Source organism: Arthrobacter sp. P1_B4 (assembly GCF_056406555.1).
This window is the reverse complement of sequence record NZ_JBFTZW010000032.1, coordinates 1-15,646: the sequence shown is the minus strand read 5'-3', so window position 1 is coordinate 15,646 and position 15,646 is coordinate 1. Positions and strand designations below refer to the sequence as shown.

Annotated in this window: 15 protein-coding genes; 12 read left to right on the top strand and 3 right to left on the bottom strand. The window is 68.7% G+C overall.

Going from position 1 to position 15,646, the window contains the following annotated elements:
* Positions 1–71 precede the first annotated feature (71 nt).
* Positions 72–1,310 carry an MFS transporter gene (locus AC1D1W_RS11990; RefSeq protein WP_079550251.1) on the top strand — a complete coding sequence of 413 codons (1,239 nt, stop codon included), beginning with the start codon at positions 72–74 and terminating at the stop codon, positions 1,308–1,310.
* 33 nt (positions 1,311–1,343) lie between these two features.
* On the opposite strand, the gene AC1D1W_RS11985 is transcribed toward AC1D1W_RS11990, so the two are convergent.
* Positions 1,344–1,841, bottom strand: a complete 498-nt coding sequence (locus AC1D1W_RS11985) for an Lrp/AsnC family transcriptional regulator (RefSeq protein ID WP_018773770.1) — start codon at positions 1,839–1,841, stop codon at positions 1,344–1,346.
* A gap of 133 nt (positions 1,842–1,974) precedes the next feature.
* Between AC1D1W_RS11985 and AC1D1W_RS11980 the strand changes: the two genes are divergently transcribed.
* The gene (locus AC1D1W_RS11980; protein ID WP_476943789.1) at positions 1,975–3,138 is read left to right on the top strand and encodes a trans-sulfuration enzyme family protein; all 1,164 of its coding nucleotides are present in this window, start codon (positions 1,975–1,977) and stop codon (positions 3,136–3,138) included.
* 16 nt (positions 3,139–3,154) lie between these two features.
* Here the strand turns inward: AC1D1W_RS11980 and AC1D1W_RS11975 are convergent, their stop codons facing one another.
* A complete protein-coding gene (locus AC1D1W_RS11975) occupies positions 3,155–4,492 on the bottom strand; it encodes an MFS transporter (protein ID WP_476943788.1) in 1,338 nt (445 codons plus the stop codon).
* 90 nt (positions 4,493–4,582) lie between these two features.
* Here AC1D1W_RS11975 and AC1D1W_RS11970 point away from each other — a divergent pair, with 90 nt between their 5' ends.
* Entirely contained in the window at positions 4,583–5,605 is a 1,023-nt protein-coding gene (locus AC1D1W_RS11970) for a LysR family transcriptional regulator (protein WP_243180990.1), read from the top strand.
* Positions 5,606–5,782: 177 nt separating this feature from the next.
* On the opposite strand, the gene AC1D1W_RS11965 is transcribed toward AC1D1W_RS11970, so the two are convergent.
* A complete protein-coding gene (locus tag AC1D1W_RS11965) occupies positions 5,783–6,832 on the bottom strand; it encodes a nitronate monooxygenase (RefSeq protein ID WP_476943787.1) in 1,050 nt (349 codons plus the stop codon).
* A 36-nt stretch (positions 6,833–6,868) separates the two neighbouring features.
* On the opposite strand from AC1D1W_RS11965, the gene AC1D1W_RS11960 reads away from it, so the two are divergent.
* From AC1D1W_RS11960 to AC1D1W_RS11920, 9 genes are all read left to right on the top strand, one after another.
* Entirely contained in the window at positions 6,869–7,822 is a 954-nt protein-coding gene (locus AC1D1W_RS11960; RefSeq protein ID WP_476943786.1) for an N-acetylglucosamine kinase, read from the top strand.
* A 34-nt stretch (positions 7,823–7,856) separates the two neighbouring features.
* Positions 7,857–8,312, top strand: a complete 456-nt coding sequence (locus AC1D1W_RS11955) for an NUDIX hydrolase (protein WP_028275721.1) — start codon at positions 7,857–7,859, stop codon at positions 8,310–8,312.
* Positions 8,313–8,636: 324 nt separating this feature from the next.
* Entirely contained in the window at positions 8,637–9,815 is a 1,179-nt protein-coding gene (rsgA, locus tag AC1D1W_RS11950) for a ribosome small subunit-dependent GTPase A (RefSeq protein WP_243180986.1), read from the top strand.
* 226 nt (positions 9,816–10,041) lie between these two features.
* On the top strand, positions 10,042–11,145 hold the full coding sequence (locus tag AC1D1W_RS11945; protein WP_279294247.1) for an ABC transporter ATP-binding protein: 1,104 nt from the start codon (positions 10,042–10,044) through the stop codon (positions 11,143–11,145).
* The gene (locus tag AC1D1W_RS11940; RefSeq protein ID WP_476943785.1) at positions 11,145–11,885 is read left to right on the top strand and encodes an ABC transporter permease; all 741 of its coding nucleotides are present in this window, start codon (positions 11,145–11,147) and stop codon (positions 11,883–11,885) included. Before AC1D1W_RS11945 ends, AC1D1W_RS11940 begins: the two co-directional genes overlap by 1 nt.
* Positions 11,882–12,628, top strand: a complete 747-nt coding sequence (locus AC1D1W_RS11935; protein WP_223913873.1) for an ABC transporter permease — start codon at positions 11,882–11,884, stop codon at positions 12,626–12,628. Before AC1D1W_RS11940 ends, AC1D1W_RS11935 begins: the two co-directional genes overlap by 4 nt.
* Positions 12,625–13,590, top strand: coding sequence for an ABC transporter substrate-binding protein (locus tag AC1D1W_RS11930; RefSeq protein ID WP_028275717.1), 966 nt, complete (start codon positions 12,625–12,627; stop codon positions 13,588–13,590). The genes AC1D1W_RS11935 and AC1D1W_RS11930 overlap by 4 nt, the downstream gene beginning before the upstream one ends.
* 131 nt (positions 13,591–13,721) lie before the next feature.
* Positions 13,722–14,942 carry a pyridoxal phosphate-dependent aminotransferase gene (locus AC1D1W_RS11925; RefSeq protein WP_476943784.1) on the top strand — a complete coding sequence of 407 codons (1,221 nt, stop codon included), beginning with the start codon at positions 13,722–13,724 and terminating at the stop codon, positions 14,940–14,942.
* Positions 14,943–15,012: 70 nt separating this feature from the next.
* On the top strand, positions 15,013–15,646 hold a 634-nt coding region (locus AC1D1W_RS11920; protein ID WP_476943783.1), incomplete at its 3' end, for a PPK2 family polyphosphate kinase.

Sequence of the window (15,646 nt, the reverse complement as noted above, 5' to 3'; positions counted from 1 at the left end):
AACTTTCAACCGGGCCGGGCGGTTCCCCCACAACAGGGAAAGCCCGGCCTGCACTTTGCAAGGGCACGGCCATGACAGTCTTTAGCGAACTCCGCATGCGCCCGGCCACAGCTGACCGCTGGGGCTGGGACGCCTCCACCACCGCACGGCTCGTGATGGCCGGGGTTGTGATCTTCACGCTGCTCGTCGGCGCAAATCTTGCGACGCCGCTGTACCCGCTGTTGCAGGCAAAACTCGGAATCACGGCGCTCGATGTCACGGTGGCGTTCTCGGCCTACGTCCTGGCGCTCGTGGCCACCCTCGTCCTCGCCGGCCACTGGTCCGACCACATCGGCCGCCGCGCCGCCCTCGTGCTGGCAGTGCTGGTGGGCCTGGCCGGCGGCTTTGTCTTCGCCACCGCGGGCAACCTCGTGGCGCTCTCCGCCGGGCGCGCCCTGCAGGGCGTCGCCGTCGCGCTCGCCACCGGGGCCAGCTCGGCTGCCCTGCGCGAGCTGCTGCCCAGCCGGCCGGAGTGGGCCTCACGGTTCACGCTCCTGGCCTCCGCCGGCGGGGTGGCGGCCGGCCCCGCAATCGGCGGGATGCTGTCCCTCCTGCCGGGCCCGACGTCGACGCCGTACTACCTGCACTCCATCGTCCTCGCCGCCGTGCTGGTGCCCCTGTACCTGCTCAAGGCGCGGCCCGCCATCAGCCTGCACGCCGGTCCCCAGACCCTGCGGGTCCTGGCACCGCGGCGGCCTTCGGTTTCCAGCGACGCGCGCGGCGCCTTCTGGCTGGCGTCGTCCGTGGGCTTTCTGAGCTTCACCGTTTTTGGCTTCTGCCTCTCGCTGGCCCCCGGCTATTTCGCCCAGATTGTCCACGCCGATTCGCGGCCGCTGATCGGCCTGCTGGCTGGGCTGACGCTGGGGTCCTCAGCCCTGAGCCAGCTGCTGGCCATCCGGGGACGGTTTGCCGTGTCCGCCGGCCTGGCCGTCCTGGGCGTCTCCGTCCTGCTGATCGCCGCGGCCGCCGCCTGGAGCAGCCCGTGGCTGCTGATTCTGGCCAGCATCACTGCCGGCGTGGGGCAGGGCGTGGCCTTCCGGACCGTGTTCAACGACGTTGCCGGAAGGGTGGAGGCCGCCCGGCACGCCCAGATCATCAGCACCGTCTATGTGATCACGTACCTTGGCAGCGCCTTCCCGGTGATCGGGTTGGGGCTTGCAGCCGGGATCGTCGGGCTGCAGAGCGCGGTCGCCGGTTTCGTCACGGTGTGCGCCGCCGCCGCACTGACGCTGGCGGCCGTAACGCTGCGAAGCGCCCTGCGCCGGGTCTAACTGCGCTGGGTCTAACTGCGTCGGCCGGGCCCGTTAGGGCAGCGGGCCGTGGTTGCCCTGGATGTGGTCGAAGACCAGCGTGGTTTCGGTGTGGCCCACCACGGGGTCGGTGGCCAGGTTGTCCAGAACCCAGTCCCGGAGGTCCTCGGTGGTGGCGACGGCGATATGCAGCAGGTAGTCCACCGACCCGGACGTGTGGAACGTCGAGAGCACTGCCGGCAGTTTGGGCACCCGGGCAGTGAAACGGTCGATCTGCTCGCGGTCATGGGCCCGGAGCCGGACCGCAATGAGGGCCTGGACCGAACGCCCGATCGCGGACAGGCTCAGATTGGCCTCGAAGCCCTCGATGATGCCGCGCTCGGACAGCGCGCGGGTGCGCATCAGCGCGGTCGACGGCGCGATCCCCACGAGCTCTGCCAGCTGTTTGTTCGAGATGCGGGCGTCCGCGACGAGGGCAGCGAGCAGGCGCTCGTCGATCGCGTCCAGCGGTTCGCTGGCTCCCGGCCGAACATTCTTCGCAGTGCTGCTCACGGATCCTCCTAGTAGTGTTCTCCGTTCATCATAAACGGCGTTATCCGACAGTTCCATTCAGAACCCCTACAAAAGCGCGAATTATTGCCAGATACTTGCGGAATTCAATGGTGAATATTCGTAAGGAGCTAGGGTGCTTTCTCAAGATTCATTGGCGGTCCACGCAGGCCGGAGCGGGCTCACGGAACTGGGCGTCCACGCGGTGCCCATCGATCTGTCCACGACGGCGCCCCTGCCGTCCGTGCACGACGGAGGCCTTGCCTACGAGCACATGGCCACCGGCGGCTCACATGTGGAGGGGCAAAGCACGGTCTACCAGCGGCTGTGGAACCCCACGGTGGCTCGCTTCGAAGAAGGCGTCGCTGTCCTGGAAGGCACGCCCGAGTCTGTCGCCTTTGCCACCGGAATGGCGGCGCTGAGCGCGGTGCTCCTCGCGGTTGTGGCCGCGGGCAAGAAGCACGTTGTCGCCGTGCGTCCGCTGTACGGCGGCAGCGACTACCTCTTGGCCTCCGGCGTCGTAGGCAACGAGGTCACCTTCACGACGCCGGAGGGCGTCGGCGCCGCACTCCGGCCGGACACCGGCCTGGTGATCCTCGAGACGCCGGCCAACCCGACCCTCGAGCTGGTGGACATCGCCCGCGTGGCAGCCGCCGCCGACGGTGTGCCGCTCCTGGTGGACAACACGTTCGCCAGCCCGGTACTGCAGCAACCCTTCAAGCACGGCGCGGCCATGGTGCTGCACAGCGCCACGAAGTTCTTGGGCGGCCACGGGGACGCCATGGGCGGCGTGGTGGCCGCAGGCTCTGAATGGGCGATGCGCCTGCGCCAGATCCGTGCCGTGACCGGCGGGATCCTGACCCCGTGGCCGGCGTACCTGCTGCACCGCGGGCTGGCAACGCTCCCGGTCCGGGTCCGCGCCCAGCAGGCCGGCGCCGAAAAAGTCGCTGTTGCGCTGGCAGGGCACGGGCTCGTGAGGCGGGTTTACTACCCGGGACTGGCCGAATGCGACCCGCAGGGCCTCGTGGGCACACAGATGTCCGGGCCGGGATCGCTCATGGCCTTCGAGCTCGCCAGCGCCGAGCACGCCGAGCGGATCCCGGCCGCCGTCGGCATGATCACCCACGCCGTGTCCCTCGGCGGGATCGATACCCTCATCCAGCACCCGGCCGGCCTGACCCACCGGCCGGTCGAAGCCGCGGCCAAGCCACACGCGAACCTGCTGCGGATCTCGGTGGGGCTGGAGGACCCGGCCGACATCGTCGCCGACCTCGTGCAGGCGATCGAGGCAACGCGGTAGCCCGGGGGGCCGGTGCCTAGCCCGATGCCGTGACCCTGCCGGCGGCAGCGGTGCCGGTTGCGGGTGCCGGCGCGGGATGCGCGACGGCGGTGATTGCCGCCGTCGCGCCGGCCAGTCCGATGACAGTCAGCGCAAGGGCTGTCCAGCCGAACCGTTGGAAGACCAGGCCGCCGGCCCAGCCAAGCACGCTGGAGCCGAGGTAATAGGCCAGGTTGTACAGCGAGGCGGCCTGCGCCCGGCCCGTCGTGGCGATCAGTCCGGTCCAGCCGGAGCCGATGCTGTGTGCCGCGAAGAAGCCGCCCGTGAACAGCAGCAATCCCGCCAGGATCGCGGCCAGCTGTTCCGTGAGCGTCAGGGCCAGGCCGCCTGCCATCAGTGCGGTGCCGGCGATCAGGACGGTGCGCCGGCCGAACCTCGACGTCAGGCCCGCTGCCCAGCGCGCCGAGACGGTTCCGGAGAGGTAGGCCAGGAAGATCAGGCTGATCGCGGTGGCGGGCAGGCTGAACGGTTCCCCTGAGAGCCGGAATCCGAGGTAGTTGTAGACGGCCACGAAACCGCCCATGAGCAGGAATGCCTGGACGTACAGGGCCAGGAGCCGGGGATTGCGGCCATGGCCGGCCAGCGTGCGAAGGGCTCCGCGGAAGCCGCCCGCGGCCGCGGCGGTGAAGCCCTTGGCCCGGGGCACCAGAACCAGGAACAGTACTGCCGCTCCGGTGGCCAGAACGGAGACCGCCAGGGCCGCGGCCCGCCAGCCCCACAGTTCGCCCGCGGGCCCGGCGACCAGCCGGCCGGCCAGGCCGCCCAGGGTGGTCCCGGCGACATAGCTCCCGGCGGCGACGGCGGCGTGGGCCTTGTTGACTTCCTCGTTGAGATACGCGATCGCGATCGCCGGGATGCCGCCGAGGGCCATTCCCTCCAGCATCCGCAGGCACAGCAGTACTGGGAAGCTGGGGGCCAGGGGGACCAGCAGGCCCAGGGCGGTGGCCGCGGAGATGCCCCACATCATTGCCCGGACGCGGCCGATCCGGTCGGCCAGGAAGGACCACGGGAGCACCGTCAAGGCCAGCCCCACCGTAGCCAGGGAGATGGTCAGCGCGGCCTCGGCGGCCGAGACGCGAAGATCCGCCGCCAGCAGCGGGAGCACCGCCTGGGTGGAGTAAAGCTGCGCGAAGGTTGCGACGCCGGCAAAGGCAAGCCCGGCGAGGATCCGGCGGTAGGCCGTGGAGCCTTTCGGATGGCCCGCCCATCCGGCAGCGTCAGCTGCAGGATCAGCTGCGAGATTGGCTGCGTCCTTGGCCGCGTTCTTGGCCGCGGGGCGTGGGCTGGTGCCGGTGGGTGCGGAAATGCGTGGCATGTCTTTAGGCTAAAGCCTGCCCGAGGGATGCTTCCAATGCATGATTTCCATAGAATAGATAGCAAATATGGATCAGTGCCGGAGGGGAACATGGACGTCGAACACAGGCAGCTCGTGCAGCTGCTGCCCCTGCTGCCGCTGCTGGCGGAACTGGGGCGGACGGAGCACATCACCGAGACGGCCGAGCTCCTGGGCCTGCCGCAGTCGACCGTGAGCCGTGCCATTGCGCGGGCGAGCGCCATCGTGGGGACGGAGCTGCTGATCCGGGACGGCCGGGGCGTGCGGTTGACGCCAGCGGCGAAGGCGCTCATGCCCCACATCGAGGCCGCCCTGGCCGAATTCCAGACGGGGCTGGACAGCGTCAGGCACGAATCGGAGGTGGTCCGCGGCCGGATCGCCGTGTCGTTCCAGCACACCTTCGGCGAGGCAATGCTGCCGCTGCTCATCAGTGCGTTCCGGAGCAGGCACCCGCAGACTGCCTTTGACCTCAGCCAGGGTGCACGGGACGGCTGCCTCGCGGAACTGGCCGCGGGCTCCGCCGACGTGGCGCTCACGGCACCCGTTGCCACACCCAGCAAGCGAATCGGTTCGGCCGCGCTGTACCGCGAACCGTTGCGCCTGGTGGTCCACCACCGGCATGCCCTGGCCGGCCGCCGCAGGGCCAAGGTTGCCGAGATCCGGCAGGAGCCCTTCGTGGCGATGGGGTCCGGCTACGGCATGCGCTCGCTGACCGACGCGTTGTTCCGCGAGGCGGGGTTCCGTCCGCGCATTGCCTTCGAGAGCCAGGACTCGCACACCGTCCGCGGCCTCGTCTCGGCCGGGCTCGGCGTCAGCATCCTGCCGCCCGGCGGCTCCGCACCCGGCAGAGTTGCACAAAACAGCCACCATCCGTCGCGGGGCGCCGAAGCCGACGACGGCGGGCCCGGCTGGGTGGAGATTCCCCTGGATTCAGACCTGGCGTTCCGCGAGATCGGCCTCGCGTGGCGGGAGCCGGTTTCGCGGAATGCCGTGGCCGATGCCGAGTCCGATCCCGTGCGCTTGTTCCGCGAATTCGTGCTCCGCGACGGTCCGGCGCTCCTGGCAGGCTTCGTGCGCGAACGCTCGGCGGGCTGAGCCGGGCCGGTGCCGGAGCGCCGGGGCAGGTGCGCCGGGGCTGGAGCTGGTGCGCTCAGGTCGCCGGTGCCGGGGCTGGTGCGCTCAGGTCGCCGGTTGGCACCGAGGTCGCCGTAAGGTGACGGCGGTTTGGAACGTTTCCGGCGACTTCGGGGTCCTGACGGGGGTCGGCTGCGGTCAGCGGCCGGCGAGCAGCCCGTGCACGACGGCGGCCACGGGTCCGGCGTGTGCCTTCTGCCAGCCCGTGCCCGCCCACAGGTTCAGGCGTTCCGCGTCGCCGGCTGCGGTGGCCGCGGCCCGGATGGGCGCCGTGAGGTGGTGGACGGCAGGGTAGGCCTCCGGCGCCTCGGCGTGGTCGCGGACGAATTCGTTCTCCAGGGCCCGTGCCTGCCGGCCGGTGAAGGCGCGCGTCAGCCGGGTCCGGATGAAATGCGGATCGGCCAGGGCATCTTTGTGCAACTGCTTGGCGCCGCTTTGGTCAGTGCGGAGAAACGCGGTGCCGAGCTGGGCTGCGACGGCCCCGGCACGCAGCACGGCGTCCAGCCCGGCCGCATCCATGATGCCGCCCGCAGCCACCAGCGGGAGGTCGACGGCGGACCGCACCTCGGCGAGCAGCTGCGCCGTTGTGCCGCCCGGCCGCGCCGCGTAAGCCGGTCGCGGCTCCGGGGCCGGGAGGAACGCCGCGCTGTGTCCGCCGGCGCTCGTGTGCTGCACGACGAGGGCGTCCACGCCTTGCCCTGCCGCCTGCACGGCCTCGGCCGCGGTGGTGACAGTGGCCAGCACCGCCGATCCCGCCCGCTGCAGGGCCCGAACGACGTCCGGGCCGGGCAGCCCGAAAGCGAAACTGACCAGCTCCACCGGGTCTGAGAGCAGGGCATCGATCTTTCCCTGCCATTCGTCGTCGTCGTCGAGCCGCAACTGCGGGAGCTCCACGCCGTAGCGCCGGGCGTCGGTGCGCAGCTGAAGCCGGTATTCCTCGAGCTCCGCCAGCATCGCCGCGGAGGGCGGCAGTTGGGCCGGATCCGGGACAAATACATTCATGCCGAACCGGGCGCCGGACTCCCGGAGGGTGCTGATTTCCGCCTGCATGGCCGCCACGCTCTTGTAGCCTGCCGCGAGGAAGCCGAGCCCGCCGGCGCGGTGCACGGCCTCGACGAAGGCCGCTGTGGAGGTGCCTCCGGCCATGGGCGCCGCGATGACGGGTGTGCCGAAAAGATCGTGGGGCATTGCGGGCTCCTTGCAGCGATTCAGTAACCTGTTCCAGTGACTAACACTGACACGCCGCCGGCGGCGGACTCCGTTCCATCTTCCACCACGCCATCTGCCACGGCGACGACGGGTGCCGTGATCGGCCTGGACATCGGCGGCACCAAAACCCGGGGCGTCAGGTTCGAAGGCGGCGCGCCCGTGGCCGATGAATCGGTGGGCAGCTCCAATGTCCAGAACGTCAGCCCCGAGGAAGCCGCCTTGAACCTGGCGGAACTCTTCGCCAGGATCGGCGGGGGAGACGTCGCCCAGGTCTACGCCGGAGCCGGCGGCATCGACACCGGTGATGACGCCGCGGCGCTCGCGGCACTGATTGCCCCGCACGTACCCGGCGCCCGGATCACGGTGGTCCACGACTCCCGGCTGCTGCTCGCCGCAGGCGGCGCCAGCACCGGCGTCGCCGTCATCGCCGGCACCGGATCGGCCGCGTGGGGCAAGAATGGCCGCGGCGAGGAGGCCCGGGCCGGTGGCTGGGGCTACCTGCTCGGCGACGAAGGCAGCGGCTACTGGCTGGGCCGGGAGGCCGTCCGCCACAGCCTGCGCCGGATGAACCAGGGGCTGGAACCGGACGAACTCAGCACGGCCCTGCTGGCATCCTGCGGGGTGGATGACCCGAACAAGCTGATCGCCATGTTCCACTCGCCCGAGACCGGGCGCCGGTTCTGGGCCCAGCGGGCGCGGCTCGTGGTGGAGGCTGCAGACGCCGGGCATGCGCCAAGCCGGGCCCTCATGGAACAGGCCGGGCGCGACCTCGCCGACCTCGCCGCGCAGACCGTCCGGCAGCTCGGCATCGAGGGCCCCGTCATCCTGGGCGGCGGACTCGGCATGAACGTGCCGGGGCTGCAGGAGTCGTTCCGCACGGCCCTGGCCGCCGCGGGGATCACCGATGTCCGGGTCCTGGCGCAGGAGCCGGTCTTCGGGGTGCTGCAGCTGGTGGCGGAACAGGAGTAGTCGGGGGCGATCCGCCGGCCACTACGCTGGGGGGATGAGCATGCAATTCGACACCCGGCCCGCGGCCTACGCCGTCATCATCCGTGACGCCGGGATCCTCCTGGCGTACTGGAAGCAGGACGGCCGCGAGGGCTGGACGCTGCCCGGCGGCGGCCTGGACCTGGCCGAACACCCGGTGGACGGGTGCCGCCGCGAGATCCACGAGGAAACCGGTTACGACGCCGAGGTCGGCGCCATGCTGGGGATCGACGTCGGGCACTGGCCGTCCGAAGTCCGGCTCGACGGCGGCGTGCGGGACTTCCAGTCGCTCCGGCTGGTCTACGAGGCGACGATCACGGGCGGGGAACTGCGTCACGAAGTGAACGGCAGCACCACCCACGCGGCCTGGATTCCGCTGGATGAGGTGGCGCAGCTGAACCGGGTCTCGCTCGTGGATGCCGGGCTGCGTCTGTACCGTGAGCGGCCGCTGAACGGAAAACTTTCCGGCTAAACCGCTGGCCAGGCACGGGCACCATGGCTATCCTGTAGAAACCGCCGGCCGCAGCAGGCCGGCAATCGACGGGGAGGTGGAAGCAATGAATGCGATATTTCTGAGCGCGCAGCGCACCGATACACGCCATGTCATTATTCCTGCCCCGTCCCACGGCGCAGCCTAGCCATCGAGCGCTAGTCTCCGCGCGCGGCATCCAAACCGCCGCAGCTGCAATGCGCCGCACCACGGGGCCCCACCAAAGGGTTTTCGTTGACCATTTATCCTGCATCCCGGGGCGCCGGCAGCGCCATCATTACTAATTCATCCGAACCTCATTCATCTGTGCCTCATACGTCCGGGCCCTCCGATGAGGCTGGCCCCGAAGGTCCTGTCCTTTACGGCTACACGGCCGGCGTCGCCGAGCGGTTCGCGGCCCAGCCGGTGCCGGGAGGCGACCGCCCGGGCCGCGTCATCCGGGTGGACCGCAACCTCGTCCTGGTGGCTGAGGGCGGCGGAACCGCCCACCTGCCCTACCCGCGCGGCGGGGAGCTTCCCGCCACCGGGGACTGGGTTTGGCTGGGTCCGAACGCGGCGGGGGAGCCCGCCATTGTGGGCATCCTGCCCCGCCACTCGGAGCTGAGCCGCAAGCGTGCCTTCGAGGCCTCGTCCGAGGCGCAGGTCCTTGGCGCCAACATGGACGTCGTCGGGATCGTCGTTCCGGTGGATCGTCCGCTCACGCACAACCGGCTCGAACGGACCCTGGTTGCGGCGTGGGACTCCGGTGCCACACCGCTCGTGATCATCACGAAGGCGGACATCGCGGACCTCGCGGACGACGTCGTGGCGACGGTCGTGCGCCAGGCAGCCGGCGTCGACGTCGTCACCACCTCTGCCGAGAACGGCGATGGCCTCGACGAAGTGCTGGGCCATCTGCCGCCCGGCGGCACGCTGGTGCTGCTGGGGCCCTCTGGCGCCGGAAAATCCACGCTCATCAATGCCCTCGCCGGCGTCCCGGCCCAGGAGACGGGGGCAGTGCGGGCGGGCGACGGCAAGGGCAGGCACACCACCACGTCCCGCGCGCTCGTTCCCCTGCCCGGCGGCGCCGTCCTGATGGACACGCCGGGGGTGCGCGGCTTCGGGGTCTTCGACGCCGAGGGAGGAATGGAGGAGATGTTCGGCGACCTCGAAGAGCTCTTCGAGCACTGCCGCTTCTCGGACTGCGCGCACGGCCGGGAGCCCGGCTGTGCCGTGCAGGCGGCGCTCGCCGACGGCGTCCTGGAGGACCGCCGGTGGGCCAGCTACCTGAAGCTGCAACGCGAACTCGCCGCCCTGGCGCGCCGCCACGACGCGGCCGCGCGGCGCGCCTACCAGCGCGAATGGCACCAGAAGATCGCCGTAGCGGGCAAGAGCCAGCGGTCGGCCGAACGGGACAACCACGAGAACGCGCACGGCGGCGGCGGCGGAAAGGGCGGTCACGGCAGAAAAAACAGCGGCGCGAAGGGTGCGCGGCGGCCCCGCTGAAGCACACCGCCGGGTGGGCCAAGGGCGGCGGTGGTGCGCCGGAAGGATTTCCGGCGCACCACCCATCCAAAATCGTTGTGCTTCCGAAGCCTTACGGGAGCCCCGCGCCGCTGACATAGTCCGGGGTGCTGGTTAGTCTATGAGCTAACTGCTTTATGGCCAGCACACTGACGAACAGTGCGCTGGCCCGACCAATGTTGCCGCCAACAGTTAGGTAAGCCCGGAAATGGCCGAAGCCATGATCGAGTTCCAGAACGTCACCAAGCAGTACCAGGGCGGTCAGGCCGCCGTTGACGGGCTGACCATGTCCATCGATAAGGGCGCCATCACTGTCTTCGTCGGACCCTCCGGCTGCGGTAAGACCACGTCCCTGCGGATGATCAACCGCATGGTGGAGCCCACGTCCGGCGTCATCACCGTGGACGGGGCCGATGTCACTTCAATCCCTGCCGCGCAGCTGCGGCGGTCCATGGGGTACGTCATGCAGTCCTCCGGGTTGATGCCGCACCGCTCCGTGCTGGACAACATCGCCACCGTTCCCCGGCTCAACGGCGTGTCCAAAGCCGACGCCCGCAAGCGCGCCCAGGAACTGCTCGACGTCGTCGGGCTGGCCTCTTCGCTCGGCAAGCGGTACCCGTCCCAGCTCTCGGGCGGACAGCAGCAGCGCGTAGGCGTGGCCCGGGCACTCGCGGCCGATCCTCCGGTGCTGCTCATGGACGAGCCCTTCAGCGCCGTGGACCCGGTGGTCCGCGATGAACTCCAGAAGGAGCTCCTCCGGCTCCAGCATGACCTGGCCAAGACGATCGTATTCGTCACCCACGACATCGACGAGGCCACCGTCCTGGGCGACAAAGTGGCCGTGTTCGCCGTCGGCGGCAAGCTGGCGCAGTACGCGGCCCCGGCGGAGATCCTGCGGGCCCCGGCGAACGAGTTCGTGGCCTCCTTCGTGGGCCGTGACCGCGGCTTCCGGCACCTTGCGTTCAGCCCCTCCGACGGTGTCACCATCCACCCCGTCCCCACTCTCACGCCCGATCAGCTCAGGGCTGAGGGCAGCTCCGATGAATGGCAGCTGGTGGTCGATGAAGCTCTCCGGCCCCTGGGCTGGGCCGGGCCCCGCAGCGCCACCGGAACCGCCCCGGCGATGGTTCCCGGCGGCTCCCTGTTCCGGAAGGGGGACACGCTCCGCCGGGCACTGGACGCGGCCCTGTCCTCACCCTCGGGCCTTGGCGTCGCCGTGGACGACGACGGCCGGGTGGCCGGAGTCATCGGAGCCGCCGAAGTCCTCGCCGTCATCGAGTCAGACCGCAACGTCCGGCACGGAGGGCTCTGATGGAGTGGTTCCTGGCCAACAGAGCGGAAGTCTTCAGCCTCGCCGGCCAGCACCTCATCCTGGCCATCCTGCCGATGGTGTTCGGGGTCCTCATAGCCGTTCCGCTGGCCCAGCTCGCCCGGCAGAGCCGCGGGCTCCGATCCGTGGTGCTCACCGGGTCCTCGCTGCTGTACACGATCCCCTCGCTGGCGCTTTTCATCATCCTGCCGACCATCCTCGGGACCCGGATCCTGGATCCGGTCAACGTGGTGGTGGCCCTGACCATCTACGCCATCGCCCTGCTGGTGCGCGCCACGCTGGATGCCTTCGACTCGGTGGACGAGGACCTACGGCAGGCCGCCGTCGCCATGGGGTTCAAACCCTTCGCCCGCTTCATGCAGATCGACCTGCCGCTGTCCTTGCCGGTGCTGTTCGCCGGGCTGCGCGTGGTCTCGGTCAGCAATATCTCGCTGGTCAGCGTCGCGGCACTGCTCGGCATCGGCAACCTCGGAATGCTCTTCACCTCCGGCCTCCAGCGTGACTTCGTCACCGAAGTGGTGGTGGGCATCATCGCCATCCTTCTCCTGGCGCTGCTGATGGACGCCGTCCTCGTGCTGCTTGAACGGCTGCTGACGCCCTGGACCCGGGCCGCGGCGGCCACGGGTGGCGGCACCGGTTCGGGCGCAGGTCCGGACAAGACTGGCCCCGCCGCGGCGGCGATGCGGTTTTCGCGTCCCAAGACCAGAGGGGGAAACGCGTGAATAACGTCGTCACGGACACCTTTGCCTGGCTCAGCGATCCGGAGAACTGGTCCGGCAGCGCCGGAATCCCGGTGCGCCTGGCCGAACACCTGTTCTACACGGGCCTGGTGATGGTGATCGCCATCGCCATCGCCGTCCCGATCGGCCTGTTCGTCGGGCATACCGGCCGCGGGCGGGTTGCGATCGTGTCAGTCGCGGGCGCGCTGCGCGCCCTGCCCACCCTCGGCTTGCTCACGCTGTTCGTCCTGCTCGCCGGTATCGGGCTGATGCCGCCGATCTGGGCGCTCGTGATCCTGACCGTGCCGCCGCTGCTCGCCGGCACCTATGCCGGAATCTCCAGCGTCGACCGCAACGTGGTGGATGCCGCCCGCGCCATGGGCATGACCGAGTGGCAGGTCCTGTTCCGGGCGGAATTCCCGAACGCGCTGCCGGTGATGTACGGCGGGTTCCGGACCGGGGTGCTCCAGGTGATCGCCACCGTTTCCGTGGTCGCCTACATCAACCTGGGCGGCCTGGGCCGTTACCTGTTCGACGGGCTCGTGCTCTCCGACTTCCCGCAAATGCTGGGAGGCTCGCTGCTGATCGCCGCCCTTGCCATCAGCGTCGACCTGATCCTTGCCCTTATTCAGAGGCTGTTCCTGTCACGGGGCGCCTCATCCAAGCCGAACCGCAGCCAGCAGGCTGCGGTTGATCTCACAGACCCCGTGATCGCGGAGACTGTTGTTCAAGGAGGTACGTCATGAAGGAATCCCGCCAACGAGGCCTTGGCCGGCGCGCATTCGGCGGCCTGGCCGTCGGCGTCGGCCTGGCCATGGCCCTGTCCGCCTGCGGAGGCTCATCAAACCCGCTGAGCTCGGCCCCGGCCAGCAGCGGTGCCGCCTCCGGTTCCGGCGGTGCCCTGGTGATCGGGTCGGCTGATTTCCCCGAGAGCCAGATCCTCGCCGAGGTCTACGCCGGCGCCCTGAACGCCGCGGGCGTCACCGCCAGCACCAAGCCGAACATCGGCTCGCGCGAGGTCTACATCAAAGCAGTCCAGGACGGCTCGGTGGACGTCGTTCCCGACTACAGCGGCAACCTGCTGCTGTATGTAAACAAGGACGCCACCGAGGTCTCCGCCGAGGACATCGCGAAGGCACTCCCGACCAAGCTCCCGCAGGGCCTGGCCGTGCTCGATGCCTCCAAGGCTGAGGACAAGGACGCCATGGTGGTCACCAAGGCCACGGCCGAGAAGCACCAGCTGAAGTCCATCGAAGACATGGCGAAGGTCTGCGGCGATCTGGTCATCGGCGCCCCGGCGACCTTCGCCGAGCGCGCCTACGGCCTGCCGGGCCTGGCGAAGAACTACAACTGCGTGCCCAAGAAACTCGAGCCGTTCAGCGACGGCGGCGGCGCCGTCACGCTCAAGGCCCTGCTCTCGGACCAGGTCCAGGTCGCGGACATCTATACCACCACCCCGTCCATCCCGGACAACGACCTCGTGGTGCTGGAGGATCCGAAGAACAACTTCATCGCCCAGCAGGTGCTGCCGCTCTACAACACGGCCAAGATGACGGACAAGGCGAAGGAAGCCCTGAACAACGTGTCCAAGGTCCTCACCACGGAAGACCTCATCAACCTCAACCGTGCCGTCAGCGGCAGCCAGAAGCAGAACCCGAAAGATGCCGCCGACGCGTGGCTGAAGGAAAAGGGCCTCGCCCAGCAGTAGACCGCTGGCGACCCTGCGACGCCGGTGTCCGGGCTTACAGCCCGGGCACCGGCGTCGTTGTTGTTACTGCGGCGCCCGCGTGTGAGTCATGTCTCAGCGGAAGAACATCCTCCATATGGCATATTTGATGAATGGCAGAATTCAAGCAGTCCACCAAGCTTCATAATGTCCTTTACGACATCCGTGGACCGATTCTTCAGGCCGCCCAGCAGATGGAGGCGGAGGGTCATCGCATCCTCAAACTGAACATCGGAAACCCGGCCCCCTTCGGGTTTGAAGCGCCGGACGCGATCCTGGTGGACATGATCCGCCACCTGCCGCATGCCCAGGGCTACAGCGACTCGCGCGGCATTTTTTCGGCCCGCACCGCCGTCTCGCAGTACTACCAGACCCGCGGGATCCAGAACATCCACGTGGATGACATCTACCTCGGCAATGGCGTCAGCGAACTGATCACAATGTCGCTCATGGCCCTGCTCGACGACGGCGATGAGGTCCTCATCCCCACCCCGGACTACCCGCTGTGGACGGCCTCGGTTGCCCTGGCCGGCGGGAAGCCCGTGCACTACCTCTGCGACGAGGAATCCGGCTGGCAGCCCGACCTCGAGGACATGGAAGCGAAGATCACGCCGCGCACCAAGGGCATCGTGGTCATCAACCCGAACAACCCGACAGGTGCGGTGTACCCGAAGGCGACGCTGAAGAAGATGGTTGCCCTCGCGGAAAAACACGGCCTGGTGCTCTTCGCCGACGAAATCTACGAGAAGATCCTCTACGAAGACGCGGTACACGTAAACCTCGCCTCGCTCACCGGCGACGATGTCCTGTGCCTGACCTTCAGCGGGCTCTCCAAGGCCTACCGGGTCTGCGGCTTCCGGGCCGGCTGGATGGCCATCTCCGGGCCGAAAAAGGCCGCCGCGGACTACCTCGAGGGCATCAACCTGCTGGCCAACATGCGCCTGTGCGCCAATGTGCCGGCCCAGCACGCCATCCAGACCGCCCTCGGCGGTTACCAGAGCATCAACGACCTGATCCTGCCCGGCGGGCGCCTCCTGGAACAGCGGAACAAGGCCTATGACATGCTCAACGCCATCCCGGGCGTCAGCACCCAGCAGGCCCGCGGGGCCATGTATCTGTTCCCGAAGCTGGACCCCGAGGTCTATCACATCCGCGACGACGAGAAATTTGTCCTGGACCTGCTCCGCGAGCAGAAAATTCTTCTGTCCCACGGCAGGGCGTTCAACTGGGTCCGTCCGGACCACTTCCGGATGGTGACGCTGCCTAACGTCAAGGACCTCGAAGAAGCAATCAACCGCATGGCGGACTTCCTGAGCCGGTACAAGGGGAACTAGGCTTCGGTCAGCAGCGGAGTTCGGGGACTCGCCCGCGCAGCGGCTGCACGAAACTGGAAAGAGGCTTTCCATGACAGATGCTGTGATGTTCGAGCGGCACCCCGCCGAGACGCTGCTGGTCGGAAAAAAATTCAAGCTGAAGGACTGCGACCCGGACTCCACCCCGGGCTACCCGGGCGGGAAATCCGACGGCGAGGCGCTCCTGGCAGAGCTCGATGGCAAGCTGACCACCCTGCAGGAGCAGCTTTTCGCCGAATCCCGGTTCGGCGGCACCAAGCGCGTCCTGCTGGTCCTGCAGGCGATGGATACCGCAGGCAAGGGCGGGATCGTCAACCACGTCATGGGCCAGATGGACCCGCAGGGTGTCCAGCTCAAGTCCTTCAAGGCGCCGACCCCGGAGGAGAAATCCTACGATTTCCTCTGGCGGATCGAGAAGGCAGTGCCGGCGGCCGGGATGGTGGGCGTTTTTGACCGCTCGCATTACGAGGACGTCCTGATTCACCGGGTCCACCGCTGGGCAAGTCCCGAGGAACTGGAGCGGCGCTACAAGGCCATTAACGAATTCGAGGCAAGGCAGGCGGCAGCCGGGACCACGGTGGTCAAGGTCATGCTCAACATCAGCCGGGACGAGCAGAAGGACCGGCTGCTCGCCAGGCTGGATGACGAGTCCAAGGTGTGGAAGTACAGCAGCACCGACCTCAAGG